This window comes from Vibrio nitrifigilis (assembly GCF_015686695.1).
Classification (GTDB): domain Bacteria; phylum Pseudomonadota; class Gammaproteobacteria; order Enterobacterales; family Vibrionaceae; genus Vibrio; species Vibrio nitrifigilis.
On sequence record NZ_JADPMR010000001.1, the window covers coordinates 990,942 to 1,014,303 of the forward strand.

General features: G+C 43.2%; 16 protein-coding genes and 3 pseudogenes. 11 read left to right on the forward strand and 8 right to left on the reverse strand.

Annotated features, from left to right (window positions below; translation table 11 throughout):
* Complete coding sequence (nagA, locus tag I1A42_RS04505) at window positions 1-1,140, reverse strand: N-acetylglucosamine-6-phosphate deacetylase (protein ID WP_196122772.1); 1,140 nt, start codon at window positions 1,138-1,140, stop codon at window positions 1-3.
* Window positions 1,141-1,876: 736 nt separating this feature from the next.
* Here nagA and nagE point away from each other — a divergent pair.
* The 10 genes and pseudogenes from nagE to purF all read left to right on the forward strand — a co-directional run bounded on the left by nagE (window position 1,877) and on the right by purF (window position 16,685).
* Window positions 1,877-3,463 carry an N-acetylglucosamine-specific PTS transporter subunit IIBC gene (nagE, locus tag I1A42_RS04510; RefSeq protein WP_161154787.1) on the forward strand — a complete coding sequence of 529 codons (1,587 nt, stop codon included), beginning with the start codon at window positions 1,877-1,879 and terminating at the stop codon, window positions 3,461-3,463.
* 262 nt (window positions 3,464-3,725) lie between these two features.
* Window positions 3,726-5,396, forward strand: a complete 1,671-nt coding sequence (glnS, locus tag I1A42_RS04515; protein ID WP_161154789.1) for a glutamine--tRNA ligase — start codon at window positions 3,726-3,728, stop codon at window positions 5,394-5,396.
* A gap of 235 nt (window positions 5,397-5,631) precedes the next feature.
* A complete protein-coding gene (locus I1A42_RS04520; protein ID WP_196122773.1) occupies window positions 5,632-10,692 on the forward strand; it encodes a FimV/HubP family polar landmark protein in 5,061 nt (1,686 codons plus the stop codon).
* Between the two features lie 102 nt (window positions 10,693-10,794).
* The gene (gene truA, locus I1A42_RS04525; RefSeq protein WP_161154795.1) at window positions 10,795-11,592 is read left to right on the forward strand and encodes a tRNA pseudouridine(38-40) synthase TruA; all 798 of its coding nucleotides are present in this window, start codon (window positions 10,795-10,797) and stop codon (window positions 11,590-11,592) included.
* A gap of 168 nt (window positions 11,593-11,760) precedes the next feature.
* Window positions 11,761-12,687: an acetyl-CoA carboxylase, carboxyltransferase subunit beta gene (gene accD / locus I1A42_RS04530; protein ID WP_161154797.1), complete on the forward strand. Its 927-nt coding sequence runs from the start codon at window positions 11,761-11,763 to the stop codon at window positions 12,685-12,687.
* 43 nt (window positions 12,688-12,730) lie between these two features.
* On the forward strand, window positions 12,731-14,008 hold the full coding sequence (gene folC, locus I1A42_RS04535) for a bifunctional tetrahydrofolate synthase/dihydrofolate synthase (RefSeq protein ID WP_196122774.1): 1,278 nt from the start codon (window positions 12,731-12,733) through the stop codon (window positions 14,006-14,008).
* A pseudogene (locus tag I1A42_RS25295) lies at window positions 14,009-14,228 on the forward strand (cell division protein DedD); the annotation flags it as partial.
* Between the two features lie 119 nt (window positions 14,229-14,347).
* Window positions 14,348-14,584 (forward strand): annotated as a pseudogene (locus I1A42_RS25300) (SPOR domain-containing protein); the annotation flags it as partial.
* A 61-nt stretch (window positions 14,585-14,645) separates the two neighbouring features.
* Window positions 14,646-15,137, forward strand: coding sequence for a CvpA family protein (locus I1A42_RS04545; RefSeq protein ID WP_161154803.1), 492 nt, complete (start codon window positions 14,646-14,648; stop codon window positions 15,135-15,137).
* A 33-nt stretch (window positions 15,138-15,170) separates the two neighbouring features.
* Complete coding sequence (gene purF / locus I1A42_RS04550) at window positions 15,171-16,685, forward strand: amidophosphoribosyltransferase (RefSeq protein ID WP_196122776.1); 1,515 nt, start codon at window positions 15,171-15,173, stop codon at window positions 16,683-16,685.
* A 141-nt stretch (window positions 16,686-16,826) separates the two neighbouring features.
* On the opposite strand, the gene I1A42_RS04555 is transcribed toward purF, so the two are convergent.
* Together I1A42_RS04555 and rnt are read right to left on the reverse strand one after the other, a co-directional pair.
* Entirely contained in the window at window positions 16,827-18,152 is a 1,326-nt protein-coding gene (locus I1A42_RS04555) for a Na+/H+ antiporter family protein (protein WP_196122777.1), read from the reverse strand.
* Between the two features lie 113 nt (window positions 18,153-18,265).
* Window positions 18,266-18,919 (reverse strand): ribonuclease T, encoded by a 654-nt coding sequence (rnt, locus tag I1A42_RS04560; protein ID WP_161154809.1) that lies wholly within the window; start codon window positions 18,917-18,919, stop codon window positions 18,266-18,268.
* A gap of 406 nt (window positions 18,920-19,325) precedes the next feature.
* On the opposite strand from rnt, the pseudogene motY reads away from it, so the two are divergent.
* Window positions 19,326-20,147, forward strand: a pseudogene (gene motY, locus I1A42_RS04565) (flagellar protein MotY); the annotation flags it as partial.
* A gap of 64 nt (window positions 20,148-20,211) precedes the next feature.
* Here motY and I1A42_RS04570 read toward each other — a convergent pair.
* From I1A42_RS04570 to rsxG, 5 genes are all read right to left on the reverse strand, one after another.
* The gene (locus I1A42_RS04570; protein ID WP_161154813.1) at window positions 20,212-20,649 is read right to left on the reverse strand and encodes a DUF2753 family protein; all 438 of its coding nucleotides are present in this window, start codon (window positions 20,647-20,649) and stop codon (window positions 20,212-20,214) included.
* Window positions 20,650-20,839: 190 nt separating this feature from the next.
* Window positions 20,840-21,256, reverse strand: coding sequence for a lactoylglutathione lyase (gene gloA, locus I1A42_RS04575; RefSeq protein WP_161154815.1), 417 nt, complete (start codon window positions 21,254-21,256; stop codon window positions 20,840-20,842).
* 9 nt (window positions 21,257-21,265) lie between these two features.
* Window positions 21,266-21,907, reverse strand: coding sequence for an endonuclease III (nth, locus tag I1A42_RS04580; RefSeq protein ID WP_161154817.1), 642 nt, complete (start codon window positions 21,905-21,907; stop codon window positions 21,266-21,268).
* Window positions 21,908-22,031: 124 nt separating this feature from the next.
* Entirely contained in the window at window positions 22,032-22,727 is a 696-nt protein-coding gene (locus I1A42_RS04585) for an electron transport complex subunit E (RefSeq protein ID WP_196122778.1), read from the reverse strand.
* A gap of 1 nt (window position 22,728) precedes the next feature.
* Window positions 22,729-23,361, reverse strand: coding sequence for an electron transport complex subunit RsxG (gene rsxG / locus I1A42_RS04590; protein ID WP_161154821.1), 633 nt, complete (start codon window positions 23,359-23,361; stop codon window positions 22,729-22,731).
* Window position 23,362: the final 1 nt, after the last annotated feature.

The following is a 23,362-nucleotide window of genomic DNA, read 5'->3' on the forward strand; positions in this document are numbered from 1 at the left end:
CTAGTTCTGCTCGTATTGTCCATTAACAATTGTCGCTTTGACTGTGAAGTCTCGATCGAAAATCGCTAGATTTGCCACCATGCCAGGTTTAATTTGGCCAAGCTTGTGATCTAAGCCAATGGCTCTAGCTGGATAAAGTGTGGCCATTCTGAGCGCTTCGTCTAAAGCGATACCTACATGCTCTACTGCATTTTCAATGGCTTTCATCATCGTTAACGCAGAGCCGCCAAGTGTGCCATGTTCATCAACACACTTACCATCTCGGTAATATACTTTTTTGCCCACAAAAATAAAGTAATCCATTTCAGCGCCTGCAGGAGCTGTGGCATCGGTCACTAATATCAACTTGTCTTGCTTGATTTTTTTTGCAATACGGATGTTGGCAAAGTCGACGTGAAAGCCATCAGCAATAATGCCAGTGTAGACATCTGGTGAGTCATAAACCGCGCCGACAGCGCCAGGTTCACGGCCAACAATTGAAGACATCGCGTTAAATAAGTGAGTCGCAAATGTCATACCGGACGCAAAACCTTCACGTGCTTGTTGGTAAGTGCAGTTGGTATGACCAAGGGAAACCACAATATTGGCGTTGGCTAACTGAGTGATATGTTGGTGATCGTTCACTTCTGGAGCCATGGTTACTTGTGCAATAACATCACTGTTTTTGCATAGGTAATCCACCATTTCTTGATTCGATGAACGAACATAATCAATATTGTGGATGCCTTTCTTTTCTGGGTTTAGGTAAGGTCCTTCCATATGCAGGCCTAATACTTGATTCGGCTTCGCTGACATATAACGGCGTGTGGTTTCAACCGCTTGACGCATATCCTCATCAGGAGAAGTGATGAAGGTGGGTAAAAAGCTGGTACATCCAGATTTCAGATTCGCTTTATGCATGATATCGAGAGCACTTTCAGAGATATCATCGTTAAACATGACCCCGCCACAACCATTAAGCTGTAAATCGATGAAGCCAGGGGAAACAATAGCACCTTCAAGATCAATTGTTTGGACATCTTCAGGTAGTTGTTGTTCAGGTACAATATTAGTGATCACATCGTTGTTTATAATCACTGCATAACCTTCTAATCTATCTTGCCCGGTATAAACAATGCCGTTGGTAAGTGCGTACTTCATTTGTTAATCCTTCATTTCTATATCTTAATCGACACAGAAAAAGCCTAGCTTTTTTATAGCCGGACTTTTACATACGTTGTGCCGTTATACCCAAAGCATCTCTGTCTAAATTTGCGTCATTTTTAACGCTATTTGGTGTTAACTGGCGCCAAACCCAGCTGGAAATGACTTGGGTATAAATGTTAATCGGAGGCTTTACCTTTTAGTTCCCTATAGGGGAGCTTAAATGACAATTATCCAATATAAATTGTTTAACTGTGAAAAGAATCAAAATATTTTTACTTTAGAATTCAATAAAATATAAAAAATCTAATCACTGACTGTCGTTATGGACACTTTTGTTTAATAGCGAAATAACTTTCAGTGTCACTGAGAAGTAATGAATAGCCGAGTAATCAATACCTGACTTCCAGTTTACAACTTGCCATTAAGTTACCGTAACTTGACGGTATTTTACTCGGTAATGGATTTTTTATTCATCAAGTTCAAATTTAGTATAGCGTAAAATATTGATATTTTATAATGTAAAATAAGTTATGACATAGTCTTCTTTTTTATGAGAATTTAATCAAATTAAAGTGATAGGTATCACATTTAAAAGGGTGGGTGGTTTGCTCGGTATGTTGTTCTGCTTACACTGAACCAACTAAATTGAATGACTAAAATAAGTTATAAGTTACACAAAAAGATGCGTGACAGCATTAAAGATACGGAAATCTAACTGGAGAGAAAATAAGTGAATATACTTGGATATGCACAAAAGCTCGGGAAGGCATTGATGCTGCCTATCGCGACTTTGCCTGTTGCGGCTTTATTACTTCGGCTTGGTCAAGGTGATTTGCTCGACATTCCTTTCATGGCGAACGCTGGTGGCGCCATTTTTGATCACCTTCCACTTTTATTTGGGCTCGGTATTGCCGTTGGTTTATCGGTAGATGGTGCTGGCGCTGCGGGTATTGCGGGCGCTGTTGCCTACTTTGTGGTAACGGCTACGGCAAAAACGATAGACGACTCTATCAATATGTCATTCTTCGGCGGTATATTCGCGGGGATCATTGCGGGCCACTCTTACAACGCTTTTTATAAAACATCTTTACCGCAATGGTTAGCGTTTTTCGCTGGTAAGCGCCTGGTGCCTATTATGGCGGGACTGTTCTCTTTAATTGCTGGTGCAATTTTAGGTGTGATTTGGCCTCCTATCCAAGGTGGCTTGGATGCATTAGCTCATGCTATTTCCTCATCGGGCTCTATTGGTCAATTTGCTTATGGGGTGTTAAATCGTGCACTGATTCCAGTTGGTTTACACCATGTTCTTAATTCATACTTTTGGTTTGGTATGGGGTCATGTCAAGAAGTGGTTGTGCATGGTGCGCATGCCGCAGCGAAAGCATTACCTTCATTGACCAAACTGTGTGTTGATCCAAGTATCGCGAAATCTTTGGTTGTTGGCGATATGCACACATTCCAATTTAAAAATGTAGTGACACCTGAAGTAACCGCTGTTGTTGACCGGGTGACAGACATTGTAAAAACCGGGGATCTAAATCGCTTCTTTGGTGGAGATTTAAGTGCTGGTACTTACATGAATGGTTTCTTCCCTGTGATGATGTTTGGTTTGCCTGGCGCTGCATTTGCGATGTACCTAGCCGCGCCAAAAGAAAAACGTACGGAAGTGGGGGGCATATTATTTTCTGTTGCGTTCTGTGCTTTTCTAACCGGTATCACTGAACCATTGGAATTCCTATTCGTATTTTTAGCACCGGCTCTTTATGCGATCCATGCTGTCTTTACGGGGTTATCTTTAGTCATTGCTAATATGTTTGGTACGCTAGACGGTTTTGGTTTCTCTGCCGGCTTACTTGATTTCGCTCTGAACTGGGGACTAGCAACCAAACCATTTACTTTATTGCTGATTGGTATTGCTTTCTTCTTCTTGTATTTCTTTACGTTCAGCTTCGCGATTCGCTTCTTTAATTTGAAATCACCTGGTCGAGAGGAAGATCCGTCAGCAGCACCATCTCCCGCAGATAAAGGTCACGTTCCTGCTACAGACAATGGCATACTTGCCAAGCAGTATTTAAAGGCATTAGGTGGTCACGCTAACTTAGCAAATATTGATGCATGTATTACACGGTTACGTTTAACGGTGAATGATACTTCAGTGATTGATGAAAAAACGTTGAAACATCTTGGTGCCATGGGCGTAGTCAAATTAGGCGAAAATAACTTGCAGGTTATTCTGGGGCCGTTGGCAGAAATTATCGCTGGAGAGATGAACACGATCTCGCCAGATGAAGACTTATCCGATGTGACATTGCCATAAACGGCAATCAAGCATACTATGCTGCCCTCCCTAGTGGAGGGCTTTTTTGTAAAACAAAGTGGTTTATTTCAACGAATAGCGCTTTGAAAAGCAACAAACCATAAATAATCATAAGAAAAGCCATGCTTTTTATTGTGCATTACTTAATAATTGTGGATCATTAACCATAATAGTTTCTGTAGTGGTGGTGAAATAAACTGAAACCGCCATAAATCACAGAGAACTTTGTCTGACAATACTAAATAAACTTGAGGTGCTATAGATGAGTGAAGCTGAGGCTCGTCCATCGAACTTCATTCGCCAAATCATCGATAAAGATTTAGCGGATGGTAAACACACTAGCGTGCATACTCGTTTCCCACCGGAACCAAACGGTTATCTACACATTGGGCACGCAAAATCTATCTGTTTGAACTTTGGTATTGCTCAGGACTATCAGGGACAGTGTAACTTACGTTTTGATGACACTAACCCAGAGAAAGAAGATCTCGAATACGTTGAGTCGATTAAGAAAGATGTAGGCTGGTTAGGCTTTCAATGGTCAGGGGATATCCATTATTCTTCTGATTACTTTGATAAGCTATACGAATATGCAATCGAACTGATTAACAAAGGCTTAGCGTATGTCGAAGAGCTAAGTCCTGAGCAGATTCGTGAATACCGCGGCACATTGACTGCACCGGGTAAACACAGTCCATACCGTGACCGCAGTGTGGAAGAAAACCTAGCATTGTTTGAAAAAATGCGTGCTGGTGGTTTTGCTGAAGGTACGGCATGTCTACGTGCAAAAATTGATATGTCTTCATCATTTATGGTGTTGCGCGATCCTGTTATCTATCGTGTGCGCTTCGCAACTCACCATCAAACTGGTGATAAATGGTGCATTTATCCAATGTACGACTTCACGCACTGTATTTCTGATGCGTTAGAAGGGATTACTCATTCATTATGTACGCTTGAATTCCAAGACAACCGTCGTTTGTACGACTGGGTATTGGACCACATCGATATTGATTGTCACCCTCGTCAATACGAATTCAGTCGTCTGAATCTTGAATACACGGTAATGTCTAAGCGTAAGCTAAACCAACTTGTAACCGAAAAATTGGTTCAAGGTTGGGATGACCCTCGTATGCCGACTATTTCAGGTCTGCGTCGCCGTGGTTTTACTGCTGCATCTATTCGTGAATTCTGTAAACGTATTGGTGTGACTAAACAAGACAATATGATTGAATTCAGTTCACTTGAGTCTTGTATTCGTGACGATTTAAATGAAAATGCACCTCGTGCAATGGCCGTACTAGATCCTGTTAAAATTGTGATCGAAAACTACGACGCCGATAAAGTAGAAGTATTAAACCTGCCGAATCATCCAAACAAGCCTGAAATGGGCGAACGTGAGGTTCCGTTTACTCGTGAAGTTTGGATCGAGCGTGAAGATTTCCGTGAAGAAGCAAACAAGAAGTACAAGCGTTTGGTTCTTGGTAAAGAAGTTCGTCTTCGTGGTGCTTATGTGATTAAAGCTGAACGCATTGAAAAAGACGACGCTGGAAATATTACGACTATCTACTGTACTTACGATTCAGAAACATTAGGCGCGAATCCATCTGATGGCCGTAAGGTTAAAGGCGTTATTCACTGGGTATCTGTCGGTGAAGGTGTACCGGCAGAATTCCGTTTATACGACCGCTTGTTTACAGTGCCAAATCCAGGTGCTGCCGATGACTTTGCTGCGACCATCAATCCCGAATCATTAGTGAAACAGCAGGGCTTTGTTGAACCAAGCCTGGTATCTGCTGAAGCTGAATTTGGTTACCAATTTGAACGTATTGGTTATTTCTGCGCTGATAACAAAGATTCTAAGCCAGAGGCTTTAATCTTTAACCGTACTGTTGGCCTGCGTGATACTTGGGCCAAGATTGAAGCAAAATAACTTGTTGCAGTAAGAAAATGTTAAAGCCAGCGTCTCCGCTGGCTTTATTTTTTTCACAAGATTAATTAACCTTTTTGCAGGGAAAACAAAGGAGATAAGGAAAATTGTGTGAGATTTATGCGATTATTAGCCGTACCACACATTTTTTGGGTTTGTCCCTATAGTTTTGTCCCGCATTTCCGATATATTTAACAGATCTGTTTTTAATTTTTCCAAGCACATAGCTGAGCCTTATATGCGTCAATTTTTTAAGCGTTTGCTACTCCCTGTTGCAATAGCAGTCGCGACTCAGACTTCATTGGTCAGTGCTGAGGGGATTCGTCTTATTGGCCCGAGTGGTCAAGTTCAATCGTCGCCTCAATATAACACCGAAGTCCTTCGTAATTCGCAAACTACGGCGGGTGAAACACAACCGGCTAAATTTTTTGGCCCGACTAGTGAGCAAGATACTCTCTGGTCTATTGCGTCTCGTCTGCGACCTTCCAATACTGTTTCGGTTCAGCAAACGCTGTTGGCGATTTATCGTTTAAATCCTCAAGCATTTGAAAATCAAAATATTCATAGTTTGCTACCTGGTAGCACCTTACGGATTCCATCTTTAGCTCAGGTGCGCAGTGCAACGACGGCTGAAGCCATACGCATAATGAAAGCGCATCAAGCTCGTTTGGATGCGCAAAAAGCACAACAGACGACAAAAGCACCAGTAGCCAATCAAAACGCTGCGCCAGCAAATAATGAATCGCAAACCAATAAGTCAGCTACCACGGCTAATCCAACGCAAACACCAGCAAAAGCTTCTGACATTGAACAACAAATAACCTCATCAAAGAGCGAGGTTATGGCTCTTGAAGAGAAAAATCACCATCTTCGTTTGCAAGTGTCACAACTTCAAACCGAGATGGATACGCTAAAGAATCAGCTGTCCGATGAAGGGCGTATTCGTCAAGAAATAGAAAAAGCCTTACAGGAAAAACGAGTTCAGCAAGAAGAAGCGGCTCGAATGAAAAAGTCAGGTTTGGACGAATTGGTTGAAAACCCATGGTTAGTTGGGGCTCTAGCTCTCATTCCTGGACTTTTAATCGCGTTATTGGTTGTTTGGTTGTTGGGCCGTAAACGTAAAGATGAACCAGAAGAGCAAGTCGTACCAGAACAAGCCATTGTTGCTGAAGAGCCTATCACGCTAGGTGATGAACCTCTTGATATGGATGATGATGAGCTCAAACTGGATGAAGATCTGTTTGGTGAGTCGAGCAGCGATGAAGAGATTCTTTTCGATGATGAATCATTATCAGAAGAAGATGATAAATCAGCAGAAGATGACCTCTTTGCTGAAATGGCCGATGATGATATGGATTTCGATCTCGGGGACGAAGATGGTGAAGATCTGTTCGCGGGAATTGGCGATGATGGTGATCTCGATGCAGATCTCGCCAGCGACGGTGGAGATGAAGCACTCGGTTTAGATGAAATGCAAGATGCTTTAGATAAAGCATCAGAGCTGAGCGATGATGATCTGTTCGATTTGTCCAGTGATGATGATGGTTCAATCTCGCAAGATGATATTGAAGCATTGTTAGCTGAAGGAGATGATGAAGACCTCGCCGGTGATGAGCTTGATCAGTCGTTACTTGATGAACTACTTGCGAGTGGTGAAAGTGATCCTACTGATGAAACCGTTGACTTTGATTCCATGGTCGATGAAGACTCGCCATCGGCAGATGAGCTCGATTTAGGTCTAGATGGTGATCTTGATTTGAGTGACAGTGTTGCATCTGACGAGGAGTTGGATGAACTGTTTAACAATATCGAAGCTCAAGCTGACATAGAAACTTTAGAAGCGCAGGCAACTGAAGCAGAGGCATCTGATGATGATTTGCTTGATGATATGTTAGAGCCATCAAGCGATGAAACGACAAAAGAAAACAATTCGGTTATTGATGAAAATAGTGCAGCTCTACTCGATGAATTGCTGCAAGAGCCAACAGAAACTGATGAAGATGCAGACTTATTGTCACGTCTTGAATCAAGTGACGAGATGTTGGATGAGTTGCTCAATGACGGGGAAGAAGCAGAAGATGTTTTCGACCTGAGTGATAACAGTACCGAATTACTTGATGAGTTATTGGATGAAGGGCCATCTCAAATCGGTATTGATGATTTGGTTGAGGATCCTGAAGTTGAGGAGTTAAATTCTGAGGAGAATTCAGAAGATGATGGCACTGAATTGTTCGATGAGTTACTGGAGATAGAGCAACAAGCAGCATCCGACGAACCATTCGATAGTGAACATTTCATTGATGATCTAATCAGTAACGTCCCAGAAAAAGATCCTTTAATGGAAGACTTTGCTGAGGAGCAATCCGATGATAATCCAGTTGAAAATAGTTTTGACTTTGAACCTGAGATAGAAGGAAGCTCTGAAGAGCCAGAGCCAGAGCCAGAGCCAGAGCCAGAGCCAGAGCCAGAGCCAGAGCCAGAGCCAGAGCCAGAGCCAGAGCCAGAGCCAGAGCCAGAGCCAGAGCCAGAGCCAGAGCCAAATGAATTCGGTGTTCCTCAAGATGATGATTGGTTAATCGAAGAACCTGAGCAACAGGATGATGGCGAAGATAGTAGAGTGTTTGACTTGGCCGAGGAAGAATTGCCTGAGAGAACAGAGTCTGATCCTGAATCTCATGCACATTCTGAAGAAGCGCATAGTGAACAACTTGACACAGTTCAGCCAAACATTGAATTAGATGAACAGACTCCAGCAATTGATGAAGTTGCTGCAACGGAAAGTGAATCTGTATTAGCTCAACAGCAAGCCGATGAAGACCAATTAACCGATCAGGAATCGGAGGTGTCTGCTGGTGACGTAAGCGAACCTGAGGAAGAATCTGTAGCAGAAACTTTAGCTACAGAGGATGTTGCTCCTATCACTGAAGCGGTTGGGGAACAAGAGGTTACTGAAGACGATGCGTTAGCGGCAATTGAAGAGCCTGAGGTTACCGCAGAAGCGCCAACGCAAGCAGAGACTGATGATGAATTCGCTCTGGACGATTTCGACCTTGGCGATGACGAGCTTCCTGAATTCACTGAAGACGATGCGTTAGCTGCTGTTGATGAGCCAGAGGCTCCGATTGAAGAGCCTGAGGTTACCGCAGAAGCAGAGGCTGATGATGAATTCGCGCTGGACGATTTCGACCTTGGCGATGGCGAGCTTCCTGAATTCACTGAAGACGATGCGTTAGCTGCTGTTGATGAGCCAGAGGCTCCGATTAAAGAGCCTGAGGTTACTGCAGAAGAACCAACGCAAGCAGAGGCTGATGATGAATTCGCGCTGGACGATTTTGACCTTGGCGATGAAGAGCTTCCTGAATTCACAGAAGACGATGCGTTAGCTACTGTTGATGAGCCAGAGGCTCCGATTGAAGAGCCTGAGGTTACCGCAGAAACGCCAACGCAAGCAGAGGCTGATGATGAATTCGCGCTGGACGATTTCGACCTTGGCGATGAAGAGCTTCCTGAATTCACTGAAGACGATGCGTTAGCTGCTGTTGATGAGCCAGAGGCTCCGATTGAAGAACCTGAGGTTACCGCAGAAGAACCAACGCAAGCAGAGGCTAATGATGAATTCGCGCTGGATGATTTCGACCTTGGCGATGAAGAGCTTCCTGAATTCACTGAAGACGATGCGTTAGCTGCTGTTGATGAGCCAGAGGCTCCGATTGAAGAGCCTGAGGTTACCGCAGAAGAACCAACGCAAACAGAGGCTGATGATGAATTCGCGCTGGACGATTTCGACCTTGGCGATGGAGAGCTTCCTGAATTCACTGAAGACGATGCGTTAGCTGCTGTTGATGAGCCAGAGGCTCCGATTAAAGAGCCTGAGGTTACTGCAGAAGAACCAACGCAAGCAGAGGCTGATGATGAATTCGCGCTGGACGATTTTGACCTTGGCGATGAAGAGCTTCCTGAATTCACAGAAGACGATGCGTTAGCTACTGTTGATGAGCCAGAGGCTCCGATTGAAGAGCCTGAGGTTACCGCAGAAACGCCAACGCAAGCAGAGGCTGATGATGAATTCGCGCTGGACGATTTCGACCTTGGCGATGAAGAGCTTCCTGAATTCACAGAAGACGATGCGTTAGCTGCTGTTGATGAGCCAGAGGCTCCGATTAAAGAGCCTGAGGTTACCGCAGAAGAACCAACGCAAGCAGAGGCTGATGATGAATTCGCGCTGGACGATTTTGACCTTGGCGACGATGAGCTTCCAGAGTTCACAGAAGACGATGCGTTAGCTGCTGTTGATGAGCCAGAGGCTCCGATTGAAGAGCCTGAGGTTAGCGCAGAAGCGCCAACGCAAGCAGAGGCTGATGATGAATTCGCGCTGGATGATTTCGACCTTGGCGATGAAGAGCTTCCCGAATTTACTGAAGAAGACGCTTTAGCAAATGCTGAAGAGCCGACCAGAGAAGAACCTCAAGCCACAGCAGCAGAATTTGATGAATTTGATCTCGGTGATGACGCGTTACCCGAATACACAGAGGAAGATGCCTTAGCTGAATTTACTCCACCGGAAGAGCGATTAGATTCGGATGGGGAGTTTTTAGCAGAGGATGACACTAGGTTAGAAAAAGGGACGGGTGAAGAACCAAAAACAAATGCGGAAGATTTATCAAATTTAACCGATGGGTATGAAGAGCAATCATTATCCAATTGGTTAGATGAATCGGATAGCGAGCAAGACGGTTTTGACTTTGATACCCCAATAGATGCCCTAACCATAGATAGTGCCGGTATGGATATCGACGCTATGTTAGAAATGGGAGGGGAAGATTGGAATGGTTTCAACTTAACACCAGAGCAACAAGCTGATATATCGGATGATGTTCCGGATGAAGAAGCGGCTGTTTGGCAGTCTGATATTCAAAATCAAACGGCGGATGTTGTTGAAGAAAACTGGGGTCAACAAGACGAAATTGATGATATTGAACCCAACAATAAGAAGTTCATGACAATTGATGAGCTGATGGCTCAAGTAGAAGGTGATGAAGACGGTTTCAATCCAGATGAAGAAGATTTAAAACTGGACGTCGGTTTGAATGAATTTCCAGATGTCATCGGTGATATTTCCGATGTTGATGTTGATCTTAATGCTGCCGCTGCAGGTAAACTAGATTTAGCTAAAATGTACGTCGAAATGAATGACAGTAAGAGTGCAATTAAGCTATTAGAAGAGGCGATTGTTGATGGTGATGATAATATCCGTCAGCAAGCCAAATTGCTTATTGATAAGCTAAATGGTCGAGCATAGGACATAAAAGGCAGGGAAATCCTGCCTTTTATGCGTACAAATTAGAAATTCTAATCAATTGATATTATACTTCTCGCCCCCATTTTTAATGAGAAGAACATCATGAGAATTGCTTTAGGTATTGAGTATGATGGTGCTCAGTACTATGGTTGGCAACGACAACGAGAAGTACCCAGCGTCCAAGAGCATTTGGAAAAAGCGCTAAGCGTTATTGCTAATCACCCTGTTGAGGTGCAATGTGCGGGACGCACAGATGCCGGTGTTCACGGAACAGGGCAAGTTGTCCACTTTGATACCTCAGCAGAGCGCAAAATGGTAGCTTGGACGATGGGGGCCAATGCTAATATGCCAAAGAATATTGCGGTACGTTGGGCTAAAGCTGTGCCTGAAGAGTTTCATGCTCGTTTCAGTGCTACGGCGCGCAGGTATCGTTATATCATCTATAATCATGCGTATCGTCCAGCGATTTTAAATCAGGGCGTGAGTCATTATCACGGTGATTTAGATGAAGAAAAAATGCAGATAGCAGGACAATATCTGTTAGGTGAAAATGATTTCACATCGTTTCGAGCCGCACACTGTCAGTCACGTAGCCCATGGCGTAATGTGATGCATTTAAATGTGACTAGGAAAGGACATTTTGTTGTTGTGGATATTAAAGCGAATGCTTTTGTACACCACATGGTTCGTAATATCGTTGGCAGCTTAATTGCTGTCGGACGAGGTGAGCAACCACCCGAATGGATTCAGTGGTTACTTCAAGCTAAAGACCGTAACTTGGCTGGTGCAACAGCAAAAGCTGAAGGTCTCTACTTAGTTGAAGTGGATTATCCACAAGAGTTTAATTTGCCTAAAGTTCCTGTTGGACCTTTATTTTTACCTGATGAGTTACTCGGTTAAGTTTTAGGCAATAAACTCCCCAAAGTCATGCGTGTGCCCTGTGTGAAAAATAGGTACAACCAGTTTTTTGTGCACAGTTAGGCGGTTATGTGGTTTAATCCTCACGCATTAATATTCGATTTGTATCTTTCGCGATGGCGCGGGAGAGTAGAAAGAAAAAGGTCTTCCATGAGTTGGCTCGAAAAGATTTTAGACAAAACCCATATCGTAAGTTCTCGCAAAGCAAATATCCCAGAAGGGGTATGGACGAAATGTACCTCATGTGAGCAGGTATTGTATTACGCGGAATTAGAACGAAATCTAGAAGTTTGTCCTAAGTGTAATCACCATATGCGTATGACCGCTCGTCGTCGCTTAGAAACCTTCTTGGATGAAGATAATCGTTACGAAATTGCTGCAGAACTTGAACCACAAGACAAACTGAAATTTAAAGATCAGAAACGTTATAAAGAACGTATCGCAGCAGCACAGAAGAAAAGTGGTGAGAAAGACGCTTTAATCGCGATGAAAGGTGAAGTGATGACGGTGCCAGTTGTGGCATGTGCTTTTGAATTCTCTTTCATGGGCGGCTCGATGGGCTCGGTAGTAGGTGCGCGTTTTGTTCAGGCAGTTAATGAAGCTATTGAGCATAACTGTGGTTTAGTTTGTTTCTCTGCAAGCGGCGGTGCTCGTATGCAGGAAGCGCTAATGTCACTGATGCAGATGGCGAAAACCAGTGCGGCTTTAGAACGTCTATCGCAAAAAGGTTTGCCATTTATTTCTGTTTTGACTGACCCAACCATGGGTGGTGTATCTGCAAGTCTAGCGATGCTAGGGGACATCAATATTGGTGAACCGAAAGCTCTTATTGGATTTGCAGGTCGTCGAGTTATTGAACAAACAGTACGTGAAGATCTACCAGAAGGTTTCCAACGTAGTGAATTCCTGCTTGAGCATGGTGCTATCGATATGATCGTTGATCGTCGTGATATGCGTGATCGAGTGTCTGGTTTACTCGCAAAAATGACTGGTCAAGAATCACCTTTTGCTCATCAAGTAGAAGAAGAGCAAAATGATGAATCATATTCTGTACCAGAAGCAGATAAAAAAGGGTAAAGTAGTCACTAACTAAACCAACGCAAACATGGTTATACGTTAGATGAAACAAAACCTAATTCCACAAGCCACATCTCCTCTTACGGTGTGGCTTGATTATTTAACTCATATTCACACTTCTGCTATCGAGCTTGGTCTTGAACGCGTCTCTGCAGTGGCTGAAAAAGCCAGATTGACCAAACCTGCTCCTACAGTTATCACCGTTGCTGGTACTAATGGCAAAGGCTCCACCTGTGCTTTAATGGAAGCTATTTTACTTGATGCTGGCTATAAAGTAGGTGTTTACAATTCCCCTCATCTTATTCGCTACAACGAACGTGTGCGTGTAAACGGTCAAGAGCTTGCAGATGAAAAACATACTGCGGCTTTTGCATATATCGAAGAACAACGCGGAGATGTTTCGCTCAGTTTCTTTGAATACGGCACATTGGCTGCCTTAAGAATATTTCAGACCGAAAAAGTGGATGTTGTATTACTTGAAGTGGGACTCGGTGGGCGCTTAGATGCGACAAATGTCGTTGATCACGATGTTTCTGTGATCACTAGCCTGGCTATCGATCATGTTGATTGGCTAGGGGATGACATCAATGTCATTGGCTATGAAAAGGCCGGGATTTTCCGCGGTGGCAAGCCTGCGATTTGCGGCCAGCCCACTCCTCCTGCCACTGTAGCGGCTCATGCTGATGATATCAAAGCAGATTTCTACCAAGTTGGCATCCAGTTTGATTATGAAAAAACGTCGGATACAAGTTGGCGTTGGCATAGTGGCAGTTTTGATCTCGATGATTTACCGTTACCTTCGTTACCATTGCCGAACGCTGCCACATCGTTGATGGCATTAGGTAAATCTGGGCTAGAGATTACCGATATCAATATCACGAATGGATTAAAAAACGCCCAACTGGCTGGTCGAATGCAACAAATCCACAGTTCACCCGTGATTTTGCTGGATGTGGCTCATAACCCACACTCCGCTGGATACCTTGTCAGTCAACTTGAGTCACGTTTAAAAGGGCAAAAAGTTCATTTAGTTGTCGGTATGCTGCATGATAAAGATATCAAATCAACGATGGGAATTTTGGCTCCTGTAGTGGACTCTTGGTATCCGGCTTCTTTGCATGGACCTCGTGCCGCGACTGCAGATGAGCTTTGCAGTTACATACAGCCATTTACCAGTCAAACATTAGTTGAATATCCAACACCAGTGCAGGCTTTTGAAGCAGCGTTGACACAAGTTTCGGACGAGGATGTCATAGTCGTCGCCGGTTCATTCCACACAGTTGGTGAAGTGTTGGAGCATTGGCAAACTAAAGGAGTATAAATGGCGAGCAAGTTTCAAAGCCGTTTGGTAGGTACTATTGTTTTAGTCGCAGTTGGCGTTATTGTCTTACCTGACGTCCTTGATGGGCAAAAGACACACTATAAAGAAGATGTAGCGAGTATCCCTATTAAACCAGAGCTGGATAGTAATTCTGAGCAGTTCGAGGTATTGGACCCTGTTGAAGATAAAGCCGAACTTCCTAAATCTCCTGTTACTGTCACCGAACAGAGTAACGTAGATAAAGGCAAATCGGTGAATGCATCTCAGCCGAAGAAGAGTGATCAGGTGAAAACCGTTGTTACTCAATCTGCGAATAACCCAGACGATGCTCAGTTTAAAGATAATGCCTGGCTCATCCAGTTAATGGCGTTGAAAAATGCTGATAACGCTCAGAAGGTGGTTGCTGACCTACAAAAACGTGGTTATCAAGCACACACGAAAAAGGAAAACGGATTTACTCGGGTAATCATTGGGCCTGATGTTTCAAAGAGTAAGTTAGAGCAGCAGCTTGATGAATTAGAGAAAATTACCGGTGCAAAAGGTCAATTGCTCAAATTTAAGCCGCTAAACCCATAAGAAAACGTTTGCGTCGCGCATTTTTCTGTTAAAATGCGCCCAAACTTAAGATGTAGAATTCATGAATTGGTTAGATATTGTCATTTTAAGTGTGATCGGCTTGTCTGCGCTGATCAGTTTGGTACGTGGCTTTGCTAGGGAAGCATTGTCGTTAGTGATTTGGTTTGGAGCGTTTTATATCGCTTCTCAGTATTACGCAAAATTGGCAGTATACTTTACCAATATCAAAGATGAGGTATTCCGCAACGGCGCAGCGATAGCTGCATTGTTTGTCGCTACACTTATCGTCGGAGCCATCGTCAACTACGTAATATCGCAGTTGGTGCAAAAAACAGGTTTGTCCGGTACGGATCGGATCCTTGGCGTTGTATTTGGCGCCTTAAGAGGCGTACTTATTGTCGCTGCAGCCTTGTTTTTTTTAGATGCGTTCACCGCGTTTCCGGACTCAGAGTGGTGGAAAAACTCGCAATTGGTTCCTGAATTTAGTCGAATCATTTCGCCGTTTTTCGAACACTTGCAAGCAACATCAAGTTTTCTTTCTGGCGCACATTAGCGCCAGTTATCGTCGCAAATCGAGGATTAGCACATGTGTGGTATTGTAGGAATCGTGGGCACAACGCCTGTAAACCAGTCTATTTATGACGCGCTAACGGTATTACAGCATCGTGGCCAAGATGCCGCGGGTATTTGTACCATAGAAAGCAATCGTTTTCGTCTGCGTAAGGCGAATGGGTTAGTGAAAGATGTCTTTGAAGCAAGACATATGCAACGTCTCCAAGGCACTGTCGGTATCGGCCATGTTCGTTACCCAACTGCAGGTAGCTCAAGCGCTTCAGAAGCTCAGCCTTTCTATGTTAACTCTCCTTTCGGTATTACTCTGGCTCACAATGGTAACTTGACTAACGCAAGTGAAGTTCGCCAGCGAGTTTATGATAAAGACCGTCGTCACGTTAATACGACTTCAGATTCTGAAGTGTTATTGAATGTATTAGCTCATGAAATTGATACAGTTCGTGGCACCGTAAATGAAGATGACGTGTTCCGTGCTGTTGCTAATGTTCACCGTACTATTAAAGGTGCTTACGCTGTTGTTGCAATGATCATCGGTCATGGTTTGATTGCTTTCCGTGACCCACATGGTATTCGCCCACTTTGCTTAGGTAAACGTGAAGTCGCTGGTCGTACAGAGTACATGGTTGCCTCTGAATCAGTAGCATTAGATGCGGTCGGTTTTGATTTTGTTCGTGATGTTGCTCCAGGCGAAGCGGTATACGCAACATTTGATGGTAAGCTATACACGAAACAATGTGCTGATAATCCGACGCTAAACCCATGTATTTTTGAATTCGTTTATTTTGCTCGTCCTGATTCATTTATCGACAAGATCTCTGTGTACAGTGCTCGTGTTGAAATGGGTAATAAATTGGGTGAACGGATTAAAAATGAATACTCTGATCTTGATATTGATGTCGTAATTCCTATCCCAGAAACATCAAATGATATCGCTTTACGCATTGCCCAAGCCATTAATATTCCATACCGTCAGGGGTTTGTGAAAAACCGTTATGTTGGCCGTACTTTTATTATGCCAGGGCAGCAACAACGTAAAAAATCGGTACGTCGTAAATTGAACGCTATCCGTTCTGAGTTTAAAGGCAAAAACGTATTATTAGTGGATGATTCCATTGTACGCGGTACCACATCAGAACAGATCATCGAAATGGCGCGTGATGCAGGTGCAAATAAAGTGTATATGGTATCTGCGGCTCCAGAAATTCGTTTCCCTAACGTTTATGGTATCGATATGCCAAGCGTTAATGAATTGATAGCGCATGGTCGTGACAACGAAGCGATTTGTAAGCAAATTGGCGCAGATGCATTAATTTTCCAAACGTTAGATGATTTAGTGAACGCTGTCGGTTGTGGTAACCCTGATATTACTCAGTTTGAAACATCAGTCTTCAATGGTGAGTATGTCACAGGAGATATCGATCAAAACTATCTTGAGTATCTTGAGTCAATGCGCAACGATGATGCGAAGCTACAACGCGAAATCCAACAAGATTTAGCAAACTTAGAGTTGCATAACGAAGGTGCGTAAGGTGTAAACCGAATTAACTTCTTGAAAGGGCTTCCACGAGGAAGCCTTTTTTATATCGGTTGCAGTGGTACGAGCATAAAAAAACAGCGTTAATTAACGCTGCTTTTGAGGTCATTTGGGTATAAACGATGAGCTTAACAACTATAAAACCATAGCAGCTATCCAGCCGAAGATGATCAATGGGATATTATAGTGAACAAAAGTGGGAACCACGGTTTCCCATATGTGCTCATGCTGGCCATCAATATTTAAACCCGACGTTGGGCCTAAGGTAGAATCGGAAGCTGGTGAACCCGCATCCCCCAACGCTGCTGCAGTACCTACCAGAGCAATGGTCGCCATTGGTGAAAAGCCAAAAGCGAGAGCGAGAGGTACGTAGATGGTTGCGATGATTGGAATGGTTGAAAATGATGAACCAATACCCATAGTTACAAGTAGACCGACAACCAACATCAATAGCGCAGCTAGAGGACGGTTATCGCCAATACTCGTTGATAATGCCTGAACTAATGATTCAACGCCACCAGACTGTTTCATTACCGCTGCGAATCCCGCTGCTGCAATCATGATAAACCCGATCATTGCCATCATATGTACACCTTGGGTGAATACATCATGAGTTTCTTTCCATGCGATAACACCACCAAAGGTGAAAACCATGAAGCCGGCTAGGGCACCAATAATCATAGACCCTGTTGCTAATTGAACTGCAAGCGCCGCAATAATACCGATAATAGCAACGACAATATGTTTTTTATTTAACGTAACATGTTTTTGCTCAGTAGACGTATAGTGCGTTTCTTTATATTCACGAGGTTTACGGTAACTAAAGAATATGGCGACTAAAAGACCGAATACCATTCCCGCACCTGGTAACAGCATTGCTGTTGGAACTTGTGCAGCCGTTACGTGAGCTAGGCCGTTATCGTGTAGGTTTTTGAGCAGAATGTTATTTAAGAAAATGCCACCGAAGCCGATAGGCAGGATCATATAAGGTGTGATTAAGCCAAAAGTGAGTACACAAGCAATTAAACGGCGATCGAGTTTAAGTTTTGCAAAAACGCCAAGTAATGGTGGAATTAAAATTGGGATAAAGGCGATATGAACAGGAATAACATTTTGAGACGAAATTGCCATCAAAAGTAGGGCAACAAGAACTAAGTATTTTAGGCCAATAGTTGCAGCGCCGTGCTCTTTGCCATGTAATTTCTTAATGACGTATTGAGCAAGTAAATCAGTAATTCCCGAGCGCGAGATAGCGACAGCAAAGGTCCCTAACATAGCGTAACTTAGAGCAATAGTGGCACCGCCACCTAAGCCACTTTCAAAGGCAGCGACAGCATCGGTAAGGCTCATACCCGAGACCAAACCGCCGACGATGGCACTAAAAGTAAGTGCAACGACGACATTGATGCGCATCAATGCTAGAAGTAGCATGATACAGACAGAAATAACGACAGGATTCATTTTATTCTCGAACAGTTGTGCTTCAACTATGCAAAATGTACTCAAATACACTTAAAGTCCCACTGATTGAATGAGGACAAAAATGTTCAGAGCCATTTCAACTAGATAATTATTTAATTTTTTTCATCATCACTAATTAATGGCCAGCCACCGAGTGCTTTCCATTTATTAACGATACCGCAAAAGAGCTGTGCAGTTTGCTCAGTATCATACAACGCAGAATGAGCCTCTTTATTATCGAAGTCCATTCCTGCGGTACGACACGCTTTTGCTAACACAGTTTGCCCATAGGCAAGGCCAGCTAAGGTGGCTGTATCAAAGGTAGCAAAAGGATGGAAAGGTACCCGTTTAAGCTTACAACGCTCATTGGCTGCCATAACAAAACCGTGATCAAATGCTGCGTTATGTGCCACGATGATTGCTCGGCTGCAATCGGCATCTTTTTGCTCTTTACGCACTTGTTTGTAGATTTCTTTAAGCGCGTAATCTTCACTTACTGCCCCACGCAGTGGGCTAAAAGGATCGTGGATACCGTTAAATTCAAGAGCGGCAGGCTCCAAATTAGATCCTTCGAAAGGTTCAACATGAAAGTGAATGGTTGAGGCTGGATGGAGATCGCCATGTTCGTCCATGCGAAGTGTAACAGCACAGATTTCTAACAAGGCGTCGGTTTTGGCATTAAACCCCGCAGTTTCTACATCGATAACCACTGGAAAATAGCCACGAAAGCGTTTTTTCAGGGTTAGAGCTTCATCGGTATTATTCATGTTTACCCTAGTGTGTGTGACAGGGGCAGCATTATTGCAGATTATGCTGATAAAAAAAATCCGCATGGCTATTTTGAGTGTAATTTCTGCTTTTTTATTGGCTAAACATACTAGAAATATTTATATAACTAGATATTAAATCTGGAATGTTAGGGTTTGGTGGTTATGACACTAATAATTCTTTCTCAAAGGTAATAGATTCTAGTGTGGGTTAAAAATGTACGCATGTTGGGTGAGATACGATGAATTGGCGAGATTTTTGCATCCTTATTGTCATAGCGAGCGCAGTGGCAACTGTTGTCTCATCATTACCGCGTTGTATTAAGAGAAAAGCTTTATGAATAAATGGGTTGTGTCAGGTTTAATGACCGTCGGAATGATGACGTCGTTAGCGGCATATGGGTTCGAAAAACACTATGTGGCAAAACCAGAACAGTCTAAATGGGAACTCAAAACGAATACTCCGCTTGAGTGCCGCTTAGTGCACCCCATTCCAAACTATGGTGATGCCGAATTTTCCTCTCATGCGGGTAAGAAAATTAATCTAGATTTTGAATTAAAGATGTTACGTCCTATGGGGGCAACACGAGATGTAAGTTTAGTCTCTATGCCTCCGGCTTGGCGCCCAGGAGAAAGTGCTGAGCGCATGACAACCCTAAAATTCTTTAAACAGTTTGATGGCTACGTCGGTGGGCAAACCGCTTGGACTATGTTAAGTGAATTAGAGCAGGGGCGTTATCCTACATTCAGCTACTCAGACTGGCAAAGTGGTGATAAACGTATTGAAGTTGGGCTATCTTCGGTGTTGTTCCAGGCGCAATACAATGCGTTTAGTGATTGCCTGTCAAAATTACTACCCTACAGTTTTGAAGACATTTCATTCACTATCTTGCACTATGATCCGGGCAATAACGTTGAGTTAAATAAAGCATCACAGAGACGTTTGGCGCAAATAGCTAATTACATTAAGTACAACAATAATATCGATTTAGTCTTGGTTTCGACTTATACGGATTCCGCAGAAACGAAAAACGTTAGCCAAGATTTATCTGATAAACGTGCTGAATCATTACGTAAGTATTTTGAGTCATTGGGATTGCCGCAAGATCGTATCCGTGTAGAAGGTTACGGTAAACGTCGTCCTATTGCCGATAATGCGTCGCCGATTGGTAAAGCGAAAAACCGTCGGGTTGTGATATCGTTGGGCCGTACAGATATGTACTATTAACCGATGCTTTTCTGATTAGTCGCAGGATAAAAGGTGAGTATCACCTTTTATCCTAAGTTCTGAGCTAGTTCAAACGGAATTTAGCTATTAAATTGCACGTCGATGCGCTATCTACATCTTTGACCAGTTGGGCTAATTTAGGATTAGGGTGGCGTTTCATAAATTCTACCAGCGCTTTTTTACAGCAGCCGAGTGAATCAATAAATGCTTCACAGGTCCGATTCTGGCATTGAGGGATTAAGGTAAATACCCGTTCAGACGCCAATTCGAGATATTTTAATTCGTATTGGTCATCACCCACCTGACGCCAAAAATCAGCCATATTATGGCAGGAGATAACCGAAATCATTAAGCGTTCTTCGAGCTCAATTTCTTCTACATCAGCTAGGCGTTCACTAAGAGTTAACGCTTGCTGGTAATGTAAAATACTGCGGATATGATCGGTTTCTTGCATCGCATTATCAGCGAGTAACGTATGTTTTTCCCACTCTTTAATTGTCATGAGTTAACTCTCCATTAGACTCAATATCTCAAAGATTAAATGATAATTATTTTCAAGTAAACCATTACTGATAGATTAAAATGTTTCTTTCATGCCGTTTTAGTTATAAAAAAACCGCTCAAAATAAGCGGTTTTTCAATAAGTTACTGATTATGCATTGAATCTATTCAGGCTAAGCCATACTGGCGTGTTAGCCTTCTAGGCCTGAATTAGCCTGGGAATTTTGAATTAATTCGATTTTGTATCCGTCTGGGTCTTCAACAAATGCGATGTGTGTGCTGCCACCTTTAACAGGGCCTGCTTCACGGGTTACTTTTCCGCCAGCGGCTTTAATGGCATCACAAGTTGCGTAAATATCGTCAACACCAATCGCAATATGACCATAAGCGTTACCTAGGTCATAGCTTTCAACTCCCCAGTTATAGGTCAGTTCGATAACGGCAGTTTCTGATTCTTCGCCATAGCCGAGAAAAGCGAGAGTATACTTATATTCGGTATTTTCGTTTTTGCGGAGTAACTTCATACCCATGATGTTGGTATAAAATTCGATCGAGGTGTCGAGGTTACCAACGCGTAACATAGTATGTAGGATGCGATTGTTTGACATTTGGAGCTCCTATTCTTCAGGGTAGACTTTATCTTTAAATTCACACAAATCCTCAATAATGCAGCTACCACAGCGAGGCTTGCGCGCAACGCATGTGTAGCGACCATGGAGGATTAGCCAATGGTGAACATCCAGTTTGAATTCTTTAGGCACGACTTTCAGCAGCTTTTCTTCCACATCATCTACGGTTTTTCCCATCGCAAACTTAGTCCGATTTGAAACACGGTAAATGTGAGTGTCAACAGCGATAGTCGGCCAACCAAATGCAGTGTTGAGCACGACATTTGCAGTTTTTCGCCCTACACCGGGCAATGCTTCAAGCGCTTCGCGGTTTTCTGGAACTTCGCCGTTGTGCTTATCAATCAAAATACGGCAGGTTTTGATGACGTTTTCTGCCTTTGAGTTAAATAAGCCAATTGTTTTGATGTATTCTTTCACACCGTCAACGCCTAACTCCAGTATCGTTTGTGGAGTATTGGCTATTTTATATAATTTATCTGTTGCTTTATTCACGCTCACATCAGTTGCTTGAGCGGACAATAATACGGCAATTAGAAGTTCGAATGGTGAATTCCAATGCAACTCTGTTTGTGGATGGGGATTGTTTTCCCGCAGTCGTTCAAGAATTTCTCTTCTTTTGGTGTTGTTCATTTGGCTGCTTCCAGTGTTGAGTGTTCGCTAGTCTATAAGCGCCCATTCCTTTGATTATTTTGATTTTATAATAATTTTAAAAGCGCCGACGATCATGTGCCAGCGCTTTTATAGCCAAAATTGGTTAGGCATTGGTAACGCGAGCGCGTTCGATTTCAGGTTTACTTTCTTGAGGGTGGCGTTGAGCCATTTTTTTATCTAGTACATTTTTAGCGGCAATAAGAAAACCGACTCCAAAAAATGCCCCAGGCGGTAATAATGCCAGTAAGAAACTGCTATCAAAGTGGAAAACTTCGATACGGAGTACTTTGGCCCAGTCACCTAATAACAGATCGGCACCATCGAATAACGTTCCGTTGCCAATAATTTCACGTAAGGACCCCAAAACCATTAGCACTGTAGTCATACCTAGCCCCATCCAAAAACCATCTAAGGCCGATGGCAGAACAGCATTTTTAGAGGCAAATGCTTCTGCGCGACCAATGATGATGCAGTTGGTGACGATCAAGGGGATGAATATGCCTAACGATAGGTAGAGTCCGTAAGCATAGGCATTCATTAATAGTTGTACGCATGTCACCAAGGAGGCGATGATCATGACAAAAACGGGAATACGCACATCTTTTGGTACGTAGTCACGAACTAATGAAACCACGACATTCGAACTGACTAGAACGAGCATAGTCGCAAGGCCGAGCCCTAACGCATTCGTGATTGTTGATGATACCGCCAGTAGAGGACACAATCCTAACAACTGGACTAAGGCAGGGTTGTTATCCCACATGCCATTTTTCATCAATAGTTTGTTTTCACTGTTCATATTATTTCACCTCGCAATGATGCGCTGCGCTGTAGAGTTCGTCACGATGCTGATTGACGTATTCTACAGTGTTACGTACAGCCTTGACGACAGCCCTTGGGGTTATAGTCGCACCAGTAAACTGATCAAATTCTCCGCCATCTTTACGCACTTTCCAAGTGTCATAATTCTCTTTTGTCACTTGTTTCCCCGTGAATCCGAGAATCCAATCGGTGACACGAATATCTATTTTATCACCGAGTCCGGGGGTTTCTTGTTGAGACAATACACGAGTACCGGTTATCACGCCTTGGTAATTGATACCGACAATAATCTTTATAGCTCCGCTGTAACCATCGGGAGCGATAGATTCAATCGCAACTGCGCTTGGTTTTCCATCGAGAGTCCCAATATAAGCGGGCATGGCATCTGTCGTCCCCAATAACGCTTGATTGGTGACATAAGTGCAGGTGTTCGCTAGTGGATTATCATGCAAATGTTTCGGTACCACTTGATTCAAAATAGAAAGTAATTGTGCCTTTTCTTGCGCTTTAATTTGTCCGGTGGTCAGGTAATTCGTTAAAGCGACGATACCTGTCGTAATACAAGCGAAGATGGCAAGAATGGCACCATTTTTTCGTATTGCGTTAAACATA

Excerpts from the sequence above, each read along its gene's own strand:
- nagA (WP_196122772.1), bottom strand. The coding sequence starts at position 1,140 with ATGAAGTACGCACTTACCAACGGCATTGTTTATACCGGGCAAGATAGA.
- glnS (WP_161154789.1), top strand. The coding sequence starts at position 3,726 with ATGAGTGAAGCTGAGGCTCGTCCATCGAACTTCATTCGCCAAATCATC.
- I1A42_RS04520 (WP_196122773.1), top strand. The coding sequence starts at position 5,632 with ATGCGTCAATTTTTTAAGCGTTTGCTACTCCCTGTTGCAATAGCAGTC.
- truA (WP_161154795.1), top strand. The coding sequence starts at position 10,795 with ATGAGAATTGCTTTAGGTATTGAGTATGATGGTGCTCAGTACTATGGT.
- accD (WP_161154797.1), top strand. The coding sequence starts at position 11,761 with ATGAGTTGGCTCGAAAAGATTTTAGACAAAACCCATATCGTAAGTTCT.
- folC (WP_196122774.1), top strand. The coding sequence starts at position 12,731 with ATGAAACAAAACCTAATTCCACAAGCCACATCTCCTCTTACGGTGTGG.
- I1A42_RS04545 (WP_161154803.1), top strand. The coding sequence starts at position 14,646 with ATGAATTGGTTAGATATTGTCATTTTAAGTGTGATCGGCTTGTCTGCG.
- purF (WP_196122776.1), top strand. The coding sequence starts at position 15,171 with ATGTGTGGTATTGTAGGAATCGTGGGCACAACGCCTGTAAACCAGTCT.
- I1A42_RS04555 (WP_196122777.1), bottom strand. The coding sequence starts at position 18,152 with ATGAATCCTGTCGTTATTTCTGTCTGTATCATGCTACTTCTAGCATTG.
- rnt (WP_161154809.1), bottom strand. The coding sequence starts at position 18,919 with ATGAATAATACCGATGAAGCTCTAACCCTGAAAAAACGCTTTCGTGGC.
- I1A42_RS04570 (WP_161154813.1), bottom strand. The coding sequence starts at position 20,649 with ATGACAATTAAAGAGTGGGAAAAACATACGTTACTCGCTGATAATGCG.
- gloA (WP_161154815.1), bottom strand. The coding sequence starts at position 21,256 with ATGTCAAACAATCGCATCCTACATACTATGTTACGCGTTGGTAACCTC.
- nth (WP_161154817.1), bottom strand. The coding sequence starts at position 21,907 with ATGAACAACACCAAAAGAAGAGAAATTCTTGAACGACTGCGGGAAAAC.
- I1A42_RS04585 (WP_196122778.1), bottom strand. The coding sequence starts at position 22,727 with ATGAACAGTGAAAACAAACTATTGATGAAAAATGGCATGTGGGATAAC.
- rsxG (WP_161154821.1), bottom strand. The coding sequence starts at position 23,361 with ATGTTTAACGCAATACGAAAAAATGGTGCCATTCTTGCCATCTTCGCT.